This window comes from Lysinibacillus sp. GW821-FHT14F06, from assembly GCF_058803665.1.
Genome location: NZ_JBXAPF010000009.1, coordinates 69,720 through 86,137 on the forward strand (window position 1 = coordinate 69,720; position 16,418 = coordinate 86,137).

14 protein-coding genes are annotated in these 16,418 nt (G+C 37.2%); 3 read left to right on the plus strand and 11 right to left on the minus strand.

Annotated elements, in window-relative coordinates:
- Positions 1-3 precede the first annotated feature (3 nt).
- The 3 genes from AC1RNS_RS10720 to AC1RNS_RS10730 all read right to left on the minus strand — a co-directional run bounded on the left by AC1RNS_RS10720 (position 4) and on the right by AC1RNS_RS10730 (position 4,876).
- On the minus strand, positions 4-645 hold the full coding sequence (locus AC1RNS_RS10720; RefSeq protein WP_492992506.1) for a FadR/GntR family transcriptional regulator: 642 nt from the start codon (positions 643-645) through the stop codon (positions 4-6).
- 130 nt (positions 646-775) lie between these two features.
- A complete protein-coding gene (gene dnaE / locus AC1RNS_RS10725; RefSeq protein ID WP_492992507.1) occupies positions 776-3,859 on the minus strand; it encodes a DNA polymerase III subunit alpha in 3,084 nt (1,027 codons plus the stop codon).
- A gap of 63 nt (positions 3,860-3,922) precedes the next feature.
- Positions 3,923-4,876 carry a DHH family phosphoesterase gene (locus AC1RNS_RS10730; protein ID WP_492992509.1) on the minus strand — a complete coding sequence of 318 codons (954 nt, stop codon included), beginning with the start codon at positions 4,874-4,876 and terminating at the stop codon, positions 3,923-3,925.
- Between the two features lie 90 nt (positions 4,877-4,966).
- Between AC1RNS_RS10730 and AC1RNS_RS10735 the strand changes: the two genes are divergently transcribed.
- Positions 4,967-5,272, plus strand: a complete 306-nt coding sequence (locus AC1RNS_RS10735; RefSeq protein WP_492992511.1) for a YtpI family protein — start codon at positions 4,967-4,969, stop codon at positions 5,270-5,272.
- 53 nt (positions 5,273-5,325) lie between these two features.
- Here the strand turns inward: AC1RNS_RS10735 and AC1RNS_RS10740 are convergent, their stop codons facing one another.
- Complete coding sequence (locus AC1RNS_RS10740; RefSeq protein WP_492992513.1) at positions 5,326-6,633, minus strand: DRTGG domain-containing protein; 1,308 nt, start codon at positions 6,631-6,633, stop codon at positions 5,326-5,328.
- 152 nt (positions 6,634-6,785) lie between these two features.
- Positions 6,786-7,469 carry a metal-dependent hydrolase gene (locus AC1RNS_RS10745; protein ID WP_492992514.1) on the minus strand — a complete coding sequence of 228 codons (684 nt, stop codon included), beginning with the start codon at positions 7,467-7,469 and terminating at the stop codon, positions 6,786-6,788.
- Positions 7,470-7,813: 344 nt separating this feature from the next.
- On the opposite strand from AC1RNS_RS10745, the gene AC1RNS_RS10750 reads away from it, so the two are divergent.
- On the plus strand, positions 7,814-8,902 hold the full coding sequence (locus AC1RNS_RS10750; RefSeq protein ID WP_492992516.1) for a M24 family metallopeptidase: 1,089 nt from the start codon (positions 7,814-7,816) through the stop codon (positions 8,900-8,902).
- Between the two features lie 77 nt (positions 8,903-8,979).
- On the opposite strand, the gene ald is transcribed toward AC1RNS_RS10750, so the two are convergent.
- Entirely contained in the window at positions 8,980-10,095 is a 1,116-nt protein-coding gene (ald, locus tag AC1RNS_RS10755; protein ID WP_492992517.1) for an alanine dehydrogenase, read from the minus strand.
- Between the two features lie 444 nt (positions 10,096-10,539).
- Between ald and AC1RNS_RS10760 the strand changes: the two genes are divergently transcribed.
- Entirely contained in the window at positions 10,540-10,992 is a 453-nt protein-coding gene (locus tag AC1RNS_RS10760; RefSeq protein ID WP_427547448.1) for a universal stress protein, read from the plus strand.
- A gap of 37 nt (positions 10,993-11,029) precedes the next feature.
- Here AC1RNS_RS10760 and AC1RNS_RS10765 read toward each other — a convergent pair whose 3' ends face one another.
- The 5 genes from AC1RNS_RS10765 to mbcS all read right to left on the minus strand — a co-directional run bounded on the left by AC1RNS_RS10765 (position 11,030) and on the right by mbcS (position 16,124).
- Positions 11,030-11,959, minus strand: coding sequence for a class I SAM-dependent methyltransferase (locus AC1RNS_RS10765; protein WP_492992518.1), 930 nt, complete (start codon positions 11,957-11,959; stop codon positions 11,030-11,032).
- Positions 11,960-12,049: 90 nt separating this feature from the next.
- A complete protein-coding gene (gene tpx / locus AC1RNS_RS10770; protein ID WP_492992519.1) occupies positions 12,050-12,553 on the minus strand; it encodes a thiol peroxidase in 504 nt (167 codons plus the stop codon).
- Between the two features lie 136 nt (positions 12,554-12,689).
- The gene (locus AC1RNS_RS10775) at positions 12,690-13,310 is read right to left on the minus strand and encodes an RDD family protein (RefSeq protein ID WP_492992521.1); all 621 of its coding nucleotides are present in this window, start codon (positions 13,308-13,310) and stop codon (positions 12,690-12,692) included.
- Between the two features lie 12 nt (positions 13,311-13,322).
- Positions 13,323-14,336, minus strand: a complete 1,014-nt coding sequence (sppA, locus tag AC1RNS_RS10780; protein ID WP_492992523.1) for a signal peptide peptidase SppA — start codon at positions 14,334-14,336, stop codon at positions 13,323-13,325.
- A gap of 201 nt (positions 14,337-14,537) precedes the next feature.
- On the minus strand, positions 14,538-16,124 hold the full coding sequence (mbcS, locus tag AC1RNS_RS10785) for an acyl-CoA synthetase MbcS (RefSeq protein ID WP_492992524.1): 1,587 nt from the start codon (positions 16,122-16,124) through the stop codon (positions 14,538-14,540).
- Positions 16,125-16,418 lie beyond the last annotated feature (294 nt).

Sequence of the window (16,418 nt, forward strand, 5' to 3'; positions counted from 1 at the left end):
TGTCTAAATGCTTTGTTCAGTATTCATCCACTGTTCATAAGCTTTTAATGCTTCTTTTTCGTAGCCGAGCTGCATTGATTTCACCATCGTTTGAATGATTAACTTTTCTTCTTCTGTTGAGTTTCGATTTAAACGGTCACCATCATAGGCTGCTAATTGAAACCAGATTTTTAAAGAAAGTCGATTTCCTGCCGTAATTATTAGCTCTCGTAAAATATCTTGACAATTAACGGCACCTTCAATTTCTAGTTTCACAAAAAAACTGTCCCACACAGGTAGTGTGCGAAGAATCTCTGTACAACTTATTACGCGAATAGCTTCCTTTTCATGAATTTGTCGTGTTAATTCGACATCCTTTTTTGATTTTTCATCTTCTAATATAAACATCGACAGTATTTCTACGAGCTGATGTTTATGAGTGGATGCTAGAAAAGTACCACCACCATGTCTTGTTTCAATCAGACCGAGCAATTCTAAACTTCGCAATGCCTCTCTTACAGAGGATCGCCCGACACCTAGACGCTCTGACAGAACTCGTTCAGAAGGTAGCTTCTCACCAGCTTGTATTTTTTCTATTTTAATGAGTTGACGTAATTGTTGGACGATTTCTAAAAACACTTTCTTTTGTTCGGTTTTTTTATCCATACGACTAACTCCCCTTATCAAAAAGTGGTCAGACCACTTTTAACGTTGTTACTAGCTTACAAAATAACTGATGAAATGTAAAGAAAAAACTGCATAAAAATTTATGCAGTTTCTAAATTCTTGTTTCCTTTTATATTTTTTTCGTCGTTTGTGCGTGTTTTACTTTCACCTGTGGCTTTCCAAAACGTCTTTCCACTGTGCCCTCAATATAAAGTATTTCATCCTCCTGTAAAAACTCTTGCACAAGCTGAAATACTTGTGGAAATAAGGTTATGGACACTAAGCCATATTCATCTTGAAGTTGAACAAAAGCCATTTGCTCCCCTTTTTTTGTTCGAATTTTTTTTACCTCTTCAATCAAGCCAATCATTTTGACATAAGTTCCATCTCGTGTATGTTTTAACTCCCTACATGTAACATTGACTTCCCGCCAGAAAACTCGCTCTTCTGTTACAGGATGTGCGGATATATAGAACCCTAAACTATCCTTCTCATGCATCAGTTTTTCTTTTTGTGTCATTTCTTGAGCTTCCATATATTTGGGCTTACCAAAGCTAAAGGCAGTTGCTGATGCCCAATCTATATCTTCTGTAGGTCTCATTAGCTCTGCATGCTTCAAAGCTGCTTCTACCGTCTTAATAAGAACTGCACGATCTCTACCCAAATAATCGAACGCTCCTGCAAATATCAAAGCTTCTATTACTTTCGGTTTAAAATGCTGGGCACTTAAAGCAACCGCTAAATCAAATAAATTATTTAATGTCTCAGCATTCGATTGTCGTATGGCCTTCACTGTCTCAATAAAGGTATGAGGAACACCTTTAATACCTGATAAGCTATAACGAATGCCATCCTTTTCAACAGCGAAATATTTAGTACTATGTTTTAATGAAGGTGGATAGAAAGCTATACCTTGTTCTTTGGCTTCATTCACAAGCTGCTGAATCTTGTCCGCATTTCCTGTTGCATTTGACAATAGCGCTGCATAAAAGCTTTTTGGGTAATGCGCCTTTAAATAGGCCATTTGATAAGAGATAACACTATATGCAACTGCATGGCTTTTAGGGAAGCCATAATCCGCAAAGCGCACAATCAGTGCATACACCTCTTCTGCTATATGGATATCGTAGCCTTGCTTCATCGCTCCATTCACAAATACCGCTCGTTGCTCTTCTAATACTTGGCGATTTTTCTTGCTGACCGCTCGACGCAGTAAATCTGCCTGTCCCATCGTAAAGCCTGCCATTTTAGAAGCAATTTGCATTATCTGTTCCTGATAAACGATAACGCCAAATGTTTCTCGTAAAATTGGCTCTAATACTGGATGCGGCATAATCACTAGTTCCTGTCCTGATTTACGTCTTGCATAGATTGGGATAAAATCCATTGGACCTGGCCGATATAATGCATTGACCGCTACTATATCTAAAAAATGCGTCGGCTGAATATCTCGCAATGCTTGCTTCATACCCTCAGATTCTAATTGGAAAATGCCTAATGTATCTCCCCTCTGAAGAAGCTGGAATGTTTTTTCATCCTGCATAGGAATTCGCTCAAACTCTATCCATGGTCCTCCAACTTTATAAATGGACCAGCGTATCTGCTCTAAAATTGTTAAGTTACGCAAGCCTAAAAAGTCCATTTTTACAAGACCACACGCTTCTACATCGCCCATGGGCCATTGGGTACAATAAATATCATCATGCCCCTTCTCTATAGGCATTGTATTGACCAAGGGGGATGGTGCTAATACAACACCTGCCGCGTGCGTAGAGGAATTCCTTGGCAATCCTTCTAATTTTAAAGCTACTTCTAACCACCGACGATGTTTTTCATCCTCTGCTAACCAGCCTTGTAAGCCATGTGATTCAGCCACCGCTTTTTGTAGCGTTATCCCAGGTTTATTGGGAATCCATTTCGAAATCTTTTCTAATGTTTCAGCTTCAAAGCCTAAAACCCGAGCCACATCCCGGGCTACAGCTTTTGCTGATAATGTACCAAATGTGATGATCTGTGCGACATTTGCCTTGCCATATTTATGTGTCACATATTGAATGACTTTTTGTCTTTTATTATCAACAAAATCTATATCAATATCTGGTAAAGAGATACGTTCTGGATTTAAAAAACGCTCGAATAGTAATCCGTAAGCAAGAGGATCTACTTGTGTTATAGAAAGACTATAGGCTGCAAGTGACCCCGCTGACGAACCTCGACCTGGGCCAGTTAAAATATGATTCTCTTTGGCATAACGCATAAAATCTGCAACAATTAAAAAATAATCCGCAAAGCCCATTGAACAGATAATTTCAAGCTCATATTGTAGTCGCTCTTTATAAACATGCGGAATTTCATTTTGATTGAAACGCAACGCTAAACCTGAAAATGCCTCCTTAACCAGTAATTTTTCAGCTGTTTCTCCTACTGGCACTGGAAATTTAGGCATTTGCACAGGCATATTAGGGATTTTTGCTGTACAGCCAGCTAACATTGCTGCACTCGCTTCAAGCCATTCAGGACAATCAACAAACCAGCTGCTCCATTCATCCACCGTTGGCACAAAATAACCATGCAAATGGGCGGATTCCTCTATATCAGTGCACTTTTCACCTGTATCAATCGCTCTTGCCACCTCGAAAGCAAAATGGTCTTCTGGTCGTAAAAAATAACAACTCTGTGAAGCCACTAATGGGATGCTTTCGTTCTTACACCATATAACATAATCCTGTTCTTTTTCTGCAATCATCCCTGCCGGTCTAGCAATCCCCATAAATAAATACTGACCAAACAATGCTTTTAGAGCGCTTGCCACCTCTGTCCAATTTCCAATTTCCGCTATATCATTAGAGGAAAGCAATGCTATACAGCCTGCTGCATACCCTTCTAGCCATTTCCACGGCAAAACCTCATCTTCTCTTATTGAAACGGCACTACTAATCTTTAATAAATGCTGATAGCCTTCTTGTGTCTTTGCATATAAAACTAAAGGAATTTGTAGCTCCTGCCATTGTATGTTTACAGAAAGACCAATTACAGCATGAATATTCGCTTGCTGTAACGCCTTACAAAAAGGCAAAAGCCCGTACAATTTCGAATTGACGATTGCACAGGCCTGCGTTTTTTGCTCTTTTAAAAAAGGGATCAATTGTTCAAGCCGAATCGTGCTATTCAATAAATCCGCGCTCGTATGCATCTTCGTATATACATGTGTCAAATGAATCCCTTCCTTTCTTGGTATTACTTCGTTTTTGATTATGATAATACCTATAGAATATTGTTAGTTATTTAAGCGATACGTTTGACAAATTGCCTGTAAACGATTTATCACACAATCCGCTTCCTCCCATGAATGAGCAGTTGCACCTGAAGCTAATGGGTGTCCTCCACCATTGAATTCCTTCGCTAGCGTATTAATAATAGGGCCTTTCGAGCGCAAACGTACTCTAATTTGTTCTCCCTCCTCTATAAACACAACCCATGCACAAATACCTTTTACACTACCAAGGCAGCCTACTAAAAGAGAAGCCTCTGACGGAACAGCATCGAATTTTGTTAGCAATTCCTTCGTCAATTTTATATGCGCGGCCCCATGCTCATTCATTTCAAAATTTTGATAAATATAGCCCTGTAAATTTAATAATTTTTGTTCCATTTCATACATACCATCAAAAATCTGATTTCGATCAAAATCATATGTAATGAGTTCTGCAGCAATTTTAAATGTTTTCGCTGTTGTACTTGGAAATTGAAATCTTCCTGTATCACCCACAATACCAGCAAATAACAATCTAGCAGTAGCCGTAGATAGCGACCAGTTGGCTACATTGCGACCTTCCTCAAAAAGCTCATAAATCATTTCACTACAAGAGCTAGCTGTCGTGTCCACCCACAATAGATCACCATATGCATCATCATTTGGATGATGATCGATTTTTATGACCATCTTGCCCTTTGTATAGCGTTGGTCGTCGACACGTTCAGTATTTGCAGTATCCGTAACAATTACTAGAGCATTATCATAAACATCATCAGTAACTTGATCAGGCTGTGCCATAAATGTTAAAGAATCATCATGCTCACCTACAGCAAAAACTTTTTTTCCTGGATAGTTGGCTAAAATTAATTCTTTTAAACCTTGTTGAGAACCATAAGCATCTGGATCAGGACGTACATGGCGATGAATAATAATTGTCTCATATAAAGCAATTGTGTCGATGATTTGTCGTTTCAATATAATTTCCCCCAAAATGATAGTAATAACCGTTAGCATTTTTCATCAATAATCGTTACAATAATGTCTAGTTATGCTAGGAGGTTTACTATGCTCAATTTAATTTTTGTGTTTACCATAATCATATCATTTGTTTTTTATTTTTATTTTAAAACAAAACAATTCCGCTCTCCATTACCGATTGCGAAAAATTGGTACAAAAGCAAAGCGAATGTAAGTTTTGGTGCCTTTATACTTGTTTTTGGTTTAAACCAAGCTTATTTATTCCCTGGATTATACACATTTATTATTGTAGCAATTCTTGTCGTTTTAGGCATCTTTGTTATTATTGAAAATATCAAAAAGGTACGACACTACGGTCAATTTGTTGAAGAGGAGTACCGTATTAATCGATAAGCAAAAAATAAGGGATGGCCTAATATTCTCACTAGGCCATCCCTTTTGCCAGCTTAGCGTTCCAAGAGCTGGAACATCATCATTGCCTTCCCAACTAGCATTTGCTGATTAAACACCTCAAAGTCCATTTTCACAAATTTACGACTCATGTCTAAAATTCGAGGTTTTACAGTAAGTGTACTTTCCATTTGCACAGGTTTGATGAAATAAATCGTCATGTTTTCGGCAACGGCATCGCCTCGCTTACGGCGTTTTAATGCAAATGAACCAACTTCTGCTAATAAAGTAGTAAATGCTCCGTAAGAAATTGCCCCATATTGGTTTGTCATTTGAGGTGTTACTTTAAACTCTACGATTAAATCTTCATCTCCAAGTACCTTCATTTCATTTTTTACTAAATCATCAATCGTTTCCCCATGCTGAGGCTGTCTTTGTGCAAGCTGAAGTGCCTTAAGCACATCTTGACGGCTGATTACACCTTGTAAAATCGTATCATCATTAACGATCGGTAACAAATCAATGCCTTCCCAAATCATACGGTGTCCTGCAGACGCAACACTCATTTTCATTGACCCAGCAATTGGATTTTTAGTCATTACCTTTTCAATAAGCTCGGTTTCTTCTCGACCAATTACGTCTTTCACAGTAATCATCCCGACAAGCTTATTATTAGCTGTCACCACTGGAAAAGCACCGTGTGTAGTTCGTTCGTTCAGCTTTTGGAAATGATGAATTGTTTCATCATTTTTTAGGACCGCTGTATCTGTCATTGGGACATAAATATCCTCGATAAATAAAATATCCTTTTTGATTAATTGGTCATAAATTGCTCTGTTAATCATCGTCGCTACTGTAAACGTATCGTAGCTTGTTGAAATGATTGGCAGATCTAATGAATCTGCAAGTTGCTTATTATCCTCCGTTGTATCAAAACCACCAGTTATTAAAACAGCCGCACCAGCTCGTAGCGCATTCTCATGGGCTTTAATACGGTTACCAACGATGAGCAAGCTTCCTGCATCTGTATAACGCATCATATCCTCTAATTGCATCGCCCCAATCACAAATTTTGTCAACGTTTTATGTAGTCCTGATTTCCCACCTAAAACCTGGCCATCAACAATATTTACAATTTCAGCAAATGTTAAGCGTTCAATATTTTCTTTCTTTTTCTTTTCAATACGAATTGTTCCAACCCGTTCAATAGAGCTAACTAAACGGCGATTCTCCGCTTCCTTAATAGCACGGTAAGCCGTTCCTTCGCTAACTTGCATTTCTTTTGCAATTTGACGTACTGAAATTTTATCGCCCACGGGTAGTGATTCGATGTATTGTAAAATTTTCTCATGTTTTGTAGACAAAATATCACCTATTCCTCAAGCATCATTTCTGCTCTTAGTGTACCATATATTTTAGAAAAATATTTAATATAAAGTGATGAATTTGTTTAACTTTTCCCATCGTTTCAACTATGCACGTGGTGTCAATTTATATAGTACAGCAGTGTCACAGATTAGGAACAGTTTACTTTTTCACCCGCTTTTAAAATTTGAACCTCTGAATTCTGCACTAGCTCCGCAAAAATTTGTGGATCCTGCTCGATTGGAGGAAATGTATTGTAATGAATTGGTACAACAATTTTCGGCTTTAAAAATGCAACTGCACATGCAGCATCTTCTGGTCCCATAGTGAAATTATCCCCAATTGGTATAAAGGCAATATCAATCGGATGACGTTCACCAATTAATTTCATATCACTAAACAGCGCTGTATCTCCTGCATGATAGATGGTTAATCCTTCAATAAATAATAAAACTCCAGCTGGCATGCCCATATAAATAATTTCATTACTTTCAGTTATATAAGAAGAACCATGGAATGCCTGCGTGAATTTCACTTTTCCAAAATCAAATTCCCTAGCACCCCCAATATGCATTGGATGCGCTTTCACTCCTTGCCAAGAAATCCAATTGGCTAGCTCATTTGGTGCAATAACAAGTGCGTCTTTCTTCTTTGCAAGCTCGACCGTATCACCAACGTGATCATTATGTCCATGAGTCAATATAATAATATCTGGTGCCTCTTCCGCAACCTTTAAATCTGTTTGTCCATTCCCATTAATGAAAGGATCAATCAATATTGTTTTCCCATGAGTTTGGATTTTAACAACGGAATGTCCATGATAGCTTATTTCCATTTATAATTCCTCCTTGCACTATTGTTACGAATAAATGTATCGAAAAGGTCAAATTGGTTAGCTGGTAATTAGTAAAACATTGCGATTACCATTAAACAATATGCTCTCTTTAATTTTTATTCGCTATTCATGCGCATTTTCCCTTTTTTTGATATGCTTATAGGGAGAATAATATTGTCTTATGTAACAAACTTTACGTTTAAGAGACAATTATTCATTTCATTAGCTATAAAAAGCATCGAGGCTGATTTGAATAAAGGTGATGACTCGCTCAAAAGTCGAAGCCTCATCAAGAAAGCTTCAGCAGTAAAAAATCTTTTCAGCAACAAGAGGAGGATATATCTATGTCAAAGGTTGAAGAAATTCAAAACTATTTACAACAAAACCAAATTGATGCCGCTTTCGTAACAACACCAGATAATGTTTTTTACGTTTCTGGCTTTAAAAGTAATCCACATGAGCGATTACTAGGCGTGATGGTTTTCAAAAACGCAGATCCTTTTTTAATTTGTCCTCAAATGGAGATTCCAGATGCGAAGGCTGCTGGCTGGTCATATGAGGTGATTGGTCACCAAGATACGGAAAACTCCATGGAAGTTCTTGCCCAAGCTATAAAAGAACGAAATGCGAATCCATCAGCATTTGCCATTGAAAAAGCTCACCTCAATGTAGAGCGTTTAGAAGCGCTGCAACAATCATTTTTGGAAGCGAATTTTGTCCGTCTTGATGAAAAAATTAATACTATGCGTGTTATTAAAGATGAAAATGAGTTAGAAAAATTACGTAAAGCTGCTGAACTAGCAGACTATGCAATTGAAGTTGGCTGTAAGGAAATCGCTGAAGGAAAAACAGAAATGGAAATTTTAACAGCTATTGAAAGTGCTATTCAAGAAAAAGGCTGTAAAATGTCCTTTGAAACAACGGTATTGAGTGGACCAAAAACAGCCTCTCCACACGGTATACCAGGTTCTCGCAAAATTGAAAAAGGCGATATGGTATTATTTGATCTTGGTGTTAATTACGATGGTTATTGCTCTGATATTACACGTACAGTTGCCTTTGGTGAACCAAGTGAAGCGCAAAAGGAAATTTATAATACTGTCTTAGCTGCCAATACAAATGCTATTGCCGCTGTAAAGCCAGGTGTCCGTGCAATGGAGTTAGATAAAATTGCCCGTGACACGATTACTGATGCTGGTTTTGGAGAGTATTTCACACATCGACTAGGTCATGGCCTTGGCATTTCCGTACATGAATTCCCTTCAGTGACAGGTGCAAATGAACTGATTATGGAAGAAGGAATGGTCTTTACAATTGAACCAGGTATCTACAAATCTGATGTAACAGGTGTCCGCATTGAAGATGACGTGGTTGTTACAAAAGACGGAGTAGAAGTGCTGACAAAGTTCCAAAAGGAATTAATTGTGCTTTAATTGATTACTAACTACATTTAAATCAAAAAAGGAAGCACAATGAGTTTTCTCATAGTTGCTTCCTTTTGCTATATCAATTATTGAATTAATTCATCCACATCAACAAATGGTAGACCTTGAGAATCAGCTACCGCCTTGTAAACAAGTTGTCCATCTAACGTATTTACCCCTTTTTTCAGTGCAGGGTTATCAAGGCATGCTTGTTTATATCCCTTATTCGCAATTTGCAGTGCATAAGGAATTGTATTATTTGTTAAAGCAATCGTTGAAGTACGAGGAACTGCACCTGGCATGTTTGCTACAGCATAATGCACAACACCATGTTTAACATATGTTGGGTCATCATGTGTCGTCACACGATCAGATGTTGCAAAAATTCCACCTTGATCAATGGCAATATCCACAACTACTGAGCCTGGCTGCATAGACTTAATCATTTCCTCAGAAACAAGCTTTGGTGCCTTAGCTCCAGGAATTAAAACAGCTCCAACTACTAAATCTGAGTTTTTCACTGATTCTGCAATATTATATGGATTAGACATTAAAGTTTGAACATCCCGACCAAATAAATCTTCTAATTGTCGTAAACGCTCTGGGCTTAAATCAATTACTGTTACATCGGCACCCATACCAACAGCTATTTTTGCTGCATTTGTTCCAGCAATACCACCACCAATAACAGTTACTTTACCGCGGGGTACACCAGATACTCCGCCTAGTAAAATTCCTTTACCTGCGTGGTTTCTCTCAAGGAACTGTGCACCGATTTGTGTTGCCATTTTACCTGCAACCTCACTCATTGGTGTTAATAGAGGTAAAGAACCATTTGCTAATTGTACTGTTTCATAAGCGATACCAACAACTTTTTTATTTAAAAGAGCCTGCGTTAATTCAATCTCTGGTGCTAAATGCAAATAAGTGAATAGGATTTGACCCTCATTGAAGTAATCATATTCTGATGCAACAGGTTCCTTTACCTTCATGATCATTTCTTGTGACCATGCCTCTTTTGCCGTTTCAACAATGTGAGCACCTGCTGCTTGGTAGTCTGCATCTGTAAAGCTTGATCCTAAGCCTGCACCTGTTTCAATGAACACTTCATGACCAGCATGTGTTAATGTAACAACCCCAGCTGGTGTCATTGCTACACGATTTTCATTGTTTTTAATCTCTTTTGGAATACCAATCTTCATCTTCCCTATCCCCTTCCATTGCCTAAGAAATTAGCATCATTTTTGTTAAATACGATTTTCCGTATTGATGCACCCCTTGCATTTCCATATTACCAAACATAATCAAAAAATGCTTTAAATAAAGCGATTACAACTAAAATTAACAACATTTCCAAAATACAAAATTTTCAAATTATTTACAATATACTTTAAAGAAGCACATAATTATTATTCAAAAAAATGCAAACTCACCAACACACCTATAACGAAATGTAATCTTCGTTTTTATGGAGGATTTCTATAGCAGAAGTACTGTTCTTTGAACAATATTATATGAGGAAAATTGATATTATTGCATTTTCACAATAAAAACCTTCACTTTTTCACATTTTTTCTTTCGGAAAGTATTTCCTTTAGAAAATCATTTGGTATAATCAGAATATATAAATCAGGGAGGTAATTCAAATGGCTAATCATTATAAAAGCATTGTAGTTGCAGTAGACGGTTCTAAGGAGGCAGAATACGCTTTCCGTAAATCAATTGACGTGGCAAAACGTAACGAAGGTGCTGTGTTAAACCTAGTAAATGTTATTGACACACGTTCATTTGCTGCAATCGAAGCTTATGATCGTTCAATTGCTGAGCGTGCTCAAGCATTCTCTGAGGAACTATTAAATGGTTACAAAAAACAAGCTGAAGATGAAGGCTTAACAAACATTAACCTTGTAATTGAATATGGCTCACCAAAAAATATCATTACGAAAGAGCTTTCTAACATCGTAGACGCAGATTTAATCATCTGTGGTGCAACTGGTCTAAATGCAGTAGAACGCTTCCTAATCGGTTCAGTATCTGAAGCAATCGTACGCTCAGCAAAATGTGACGTACTTGTTATCCGTACACCTGAAAATAATTAGTACATAAAAAGGTATCCAATATTGGATACCTTTTTAATTATTTACCGTCTCTCCACATTTTCACTTTTTCAAAGAACATTGCTAGGGCTTGTTTATTTTGCATATTTGGAACCTTTGCCAGCAATACCTCTTTAGGAGCCTTAAAGTCTTGAGCCTGCTTTTGCAGGATAACAATGCTTTTCTCAAGTGCTCTATTGGCAAACATTGTATCGGGCAGCTGAATAATTGCTTGAATCCAAGCATGCTTCTGGATATATTTATGCAATTGCTTAGATTGCTCAGAATCAAAAAGATGTGATGGTGCAAGGAAGAATAAATAGCCCCCATCCTTCGTGTAGTTAATGGATTGCTCAATAAACAAGTGATGGGCAAAACTCATTCCTTCTGAAGGACACAATTCATAATTCAATGCTACTTCCTCGTTCGGATAGTAGCCGACTGGTAAATCACAAACAATAGCATCCACTGGGTTTACTAATAAATCTTCTAAAGCATCTTGACGGTATAAAGACACCGGTTGCTCTGTCAAATCAGCTGTTGCTGCAGCTAAACGAATAAGCAGTTCATCAATCTCGACACCAGTAGCTTCTATTTTTCCATCTAATAAATTCATAACCGTTAGTAGTAAATTCCCTGTACCAACCGCTGGATCCAACATAACTATTTTTTCTGCTGCTAGACGATCTGCAAAAATCTGCTCTACAAAATAGCCAACTAATAAACCCAGTGTATCCGGTGTCATTTGATGATTAGGCTGAGAGCCTTTTCGCATACCCTTTAAAATAGCAATTTGAATTGCTTTTCGCACATCTTCCTTTGTTGCACTTTCTTGCGAAAAATCAACTGCTCCATCTAGCCACGCCTCTAACCCATCTAGCACCCCTTCAAGCAAAGTAATATCTTGTTCTTTTTCTATTTTCTCAGCATGTTCATTAAGCATACCAAATAACTTCTCAATATTTTCCATAGCCAACTTCCTTTCACGCAGAAAAGAGCCGTGACAAAACCTTGTCACAGCCCCCTTTGTCTAGTAATATCTTAGCCTAAAAGCAGCATTTTATGCTAGTGCTTTGACAGCCTCAATCGCCGCTTCATAATTTGGATGGTTTGTTGCCTCTGGTACATATTCCACATATGTCACTTTGTCATTAGCATCCACCACAAAAACTGCACGCGCTAGAAGACGTAATTCTTGGATGTATACCCCATATGCTTCACCAAATGAAAGGTCACGGTGATCTGAAACTGTTTGAACAGCATCAATACCTGCAGCACCACACCAACGTTTTTGAGCAAATGGAAGATCAACAGATACTGTGTAAATCACAACATTGTCACCTAAGTTCGCCGCTTCCTCGTTAAAACGACGTGTTTGGGCATCACACACACCAGTATCTAATGATGGTACAACACTAAATAAACGAATTTTCCCCTCTGATTCTTTTAATGTAACAGGTGATAGGTCGTTCGCTAATACTGTGAAATCTGGTGCTTGATCTCCAACCTTTACTTCGTTACCTACAAGTGTTACTGGACCATTTTTAAATGTTACTTGTGCCATATAAACGCCTCCTAATCATCATATGTACATAATATTACTAAATGAAGGGAATTGTTTGCAACTAAGACAACTCCGTAATTCAATTCAGGTACCACAAAATAAGAGCTGCCTCATTTTCTAGAGACAGCTCAAATTACTATTCCTCTTTTTTTTCTTCCATAATGTCTATGTCTTTTTCTATGAGAGGTTCAGTTGTAAAGCTTTCCTCTCTGATTGGAAGTGATGTTTGTGTTAATTCCTTTTCAATAAACGTATTTTCATGCACTACGGTTGTATCTGCAAAGAAATCATGTAAACCTTTATTGTCAGGTAAAATAACTACAAGAATATATAGCGGCATAAAAATATTACAAATAATTCGCCCAATCCAATCACGAAATATCACATCAGACCAAGTGAGCTTATCATGCTTTAATGAAACCACACGCAATCCAAATACCATTTTCCCCAATGTTTGCCCAAAAAACTTAGTCATCAGGACAAAATAACTATAATAGAAGATGGCAGTGATTATTGAAATCGGTGCATACCATACTGTTTCAGATAATGACCAATCCATTAGATAAAAAATAGGGTTTACAAAAATACCACCAACTGCTGTAATGATAAATCCATCTAATAAAAATGCCCAAAAACGTATCCAAAATCCTGCTGTTTTTTTAGCATAGTTTTTACTCGTGTTCGTTTCTTCTGGATCAATTAGTAGCGTATTGCTGAGAGAGGGTGAACCTTGCATAACAATTTCATGGTTTGTCATTGTACTCCCTCCTTAGTATTCGCCGTATAAGTACATCATTTTCGGTGCTTTATAATCTGTCATAATTTTCATCAGCATTTTTTCCTCAGTAGATGGACCAAACACAGATCCAATCTTCATTCCGACATATGATTGCCAGCCACCCATTTCATATGAATACTCAAATAGTTCAGCATCTTGTAAACCAAAGTCTTCACGTAATGCAGTAATCGTTGCTTCCTCATCACCAATTTCATCGATTAAGCCTGATTCAAGTGCCTTTGTACCACTTAGTATTCGACCATCAGCAACTTTTTTCACATCTGCCTCAGACATATTACGCCCTTTTTCAACAATATTCACGAATTCCTCATACGTTTCATTAATCATATCCTGCATCATGGCACGCTCGTCTGCCGTTACTTCACGCATAGGACTTAGCATGTCCTTATGCTCACCGGATTTAAACGTTTCATACTTAATACCAACTTTTTCTGCCAAAGCCTGATAATTAATTGATTGCATAATGACACCTATTGAACCCGTTATTGTATCCCGTTGTGCAAATATCTTATCGGCTGGTGCTGAAATGTAATAACCTCCTGAGGCAGCCATAGAATCCATTGAAACATAAATTGGAATTTGTCGCTCTTCTTTAATTTTTAAAAGTTTTTTATAAATTTCTGCTGATTCTTTAACACCACCACCTGGTGAATTAACACTTAAAACAACACCTTGTATTGAATCATCATTTAAAATATTATCTAATTGGTCTAAAAAGAATTGATGATCATATGCTACTGGTTGCCATAACGAACTTGAACCAATATCTTGTATCGCCCCATCAACCTTTAAATAGGCTATCCGCTTATTTATACTACCGTTTTCAATAACTGTCTCCATTACTGATAAATTATCACCAGCCATTAAGCTATCAAAATTACCAAAGAAATCTGATTTAAAAATTGCAAAAACAGTGTTTATACCTAATGAAAATACAAGTAATACACCTGCAATAATTAAAGCAGTCCACCTTTTTACATTCATGTCTTTCCGCCTCCTCTACACGTTATACGAATAACTTTCTAATATGTTTCATTTTTTTTGCAATACTATACAAAAGGTTATGCTCATTAACATTACCGAATATCATAAAAAAAATCAAAGCTCAATAAAAATACATGAACTTTGATTTTCGTCATTATTTCCTAGGAAATATTTACTTTCGACAAAATGTAAAGCTGTAAACTATTTAATAGTACATTTATTTTTTTCTTGTTGACGTAGTTCAATACGACGGATTTTACCTGATGAAGTCTTTGGCAATTCCGTTATAAATTCAATGGCACGAGGATATTTATAGGGAGCTGTTAAAGTTTTTACATGATTTTGAAGCTGCTTGATAAGACTAGCATTTCCTATCTCTCCTTCATTAAGCACCACAAATGCCTTCACAATATTTCCCCGAACTTCATCTGGACTTGCTACAACTGCCGCTTCTTTTACTGCTGCATGTTTCATCAAAGCATCTTCTACTTCAAATGGTCCTATTGTATAGCCAGATGAAATAATAACATCGTCTCCTCGCCCCTCAAACCAAAAATAACCATCTACATCTTTATATGCTCGATCACCAGTGATATACCAATCACCTCTAAATTGTAAGCTAGTGCGCTCAGGATCATGTAAATATTTTTTAAATAACGCAGGTGTTTCACGATGTACTGCAATATCACCTACTTCTCCTACTGAAACAGGATTTCCTAAATCATCAATAATATCAATTGTATTCCCTGGAGTTGGTTTACCCATTGAGCCGATTCTAGCCTCCATACCTACCATTGTTCCGACTAATAATGTATTTTCAGTTTGCCCATAACCATCTCTTACCTGTAAATGGAAAACATTCGAAAATACTTTTATTACATCACTATTTAAAGGTTCTCCTGCTGAGACAGCCTGACGAACACTCTCTAAATTAAAATCCTGTAAGTTTTCTAATGCAGCCATAAATCGGTATTCAGTTGGTGTACAGCACAGGATATTAATATTGAATTTTTCAAGAAGTGTAAGATATGTTGTCGCATCAAATTTACCTTTGTACACAAATGCGGTTGCACCACTTCCTAATGTTGCGAGGAACGGACTCCAAATCCATTTTTGCCAGCCTGGAGCTGCTGTAGCCCAAACGATGTCATTTTCCTGTACGCCTAACCAATTCGGTGCTGTTGTTCGTAAATGTGCATATCCCCAGCTATGTGTATGTACTGCTGCCTTAGGATTGCCTGTTGTACCACTTGTATAAGCTAAAAATGCATTATCTGTACTTTTCGTTGGAGTAGAACTTATGTAATTTGTTGGTTGATCTTGCATTTTTTGAAGTAATGACTGCCAAGGTTCATGTGCATTTCCTATTACGAATTGCTGCAAGCCCTGTAAGTTTTTCACGTTATCAAATTGCTCAATATATGGCTCATAAGCAACTATACCCTTTGCATTAGCATGGTGTATGCGATATTCAATATCCTTCGTTCTTAGCATTTCCGAACTAGGAATAATCGTTAAACCTACTTTCAGTGCAGCAATATAGACAATATAGGCTTCTACTGATCTAGGCACCATCACGATTAATACATCACCTTTTGTTAATCCTTGGTTTGTAAAAACATGTGCAGCCTGATTTGCCTTTGCAAGTAGATGTGCGTATGTAATAAATTGTACATCATTATTTTCATCATAAATAATTAGTGCATTCTTGGTTACATCCTGTGCATATTTTTCAATTTCCTCTGTAATATTATACAATTCTGGTGCAATTAAATCTTGTCTTTTCATGGAAATGCCTCCCTTTTACTATGATTCATTATAAAACTCCATTTTTATCATTTTCAATGGTTCACACTCTATTTTAGAAAAGTCATGACAACTATCATACTCTGCTGTATGGCAACAGTCACGTTCATCAATCAATTTCACCTTTGCGTAATTGTAGCTGTCGCTTTTCCTTCGATACAGATAAACAATGTGTCCAGATTTTGAAGTGTGCCCGGGCCTGCAGATGTTTTTTACTTTCGATACAGAAAACATTTGTATCTGCCGCTATACTTTCGATACAGAAGACATTTGCTG

Excerpts from the sequence above, each read along its gene's own strand:
- AC1RNS_RS10720 (WP_492992506.1), bottom strand. The coding sequence starts at position 645 with ATGGATAAAAAAACCGAACAAAAGAAAGTGTTTTTAGAAATCGTCCAA.
- mbcS (WP_492992524.1), bottom strand. The coding sequence starts at position 16,124 with ATGAAAAGACAAGATTTAATTGCACCAGAATTGTATAATATTACAGAG.
- AC1RNS_RS10735 (WP_492992511.1), top strand. The coding sequence starts at position 4,967 with ATGCTCAATTTAATTTTTGTGTTTACCATAATCATATCATTTGTTTTT.
- tpx (WP_492992519.1), bottom strand. The coding sequence starts at position 12,553 with ATGGCACAAGTAACATTTAAAAATGGTCCAGTAACACTTGTAGGTAAC.
- ald (WP_492992517.1), bottom strand. The coding sequence starts at position 10,095 with ATGAAGATTGGTATTCCAAAAGAGATTAAAAACAATGAAAATCGTGTA.
- AC1RNS_RS10760 (WP_427547448.1), top strand. The coding sequence starts at position 10,540 with ATGGCTAATCATTATAAAAGCATTGTAGTTGCAGTAGACGGTTCTAAG.
- AC1RNS_RS10765 (WP_492992518.1), bottom strand. The coding sequence starts at position 11,959 with ATGGAAAATATTGAGAAGTTATTTGGTATGCTTAATGAACATGCTGAG.
- AC1RNS_RS10775 (WP_492992521.1), bottom strand. The coding sequence starts at position 13,310 with ATGACAAACCATGAAATTGTTATGCAAGGTTCACCCTCTCTCAGCAAT.
- AC1RNS_RS10750 (WP_492992516.1), top strand. The coding sequence starts at position 7,814 with ATGTCAAAGGTTGAAGAAATTCAAAACTATTTACAACAAAACCAAATT.
- AC1RNS_RS10745 (WP_492992514.1), bottom strand. The coding sequence starts at position 7,469 with ATGGAAATAAGCTATCATGGACATTCCGTTGTTAAAATCCAAACTCAT.
- sppA (WP_492992523.1), bottom strand. The coding sequence starts at position 14,336 with ATGAATGTAAAAAGGTGGACTGCTTTAATTATTGCAGGTGTATTACTT.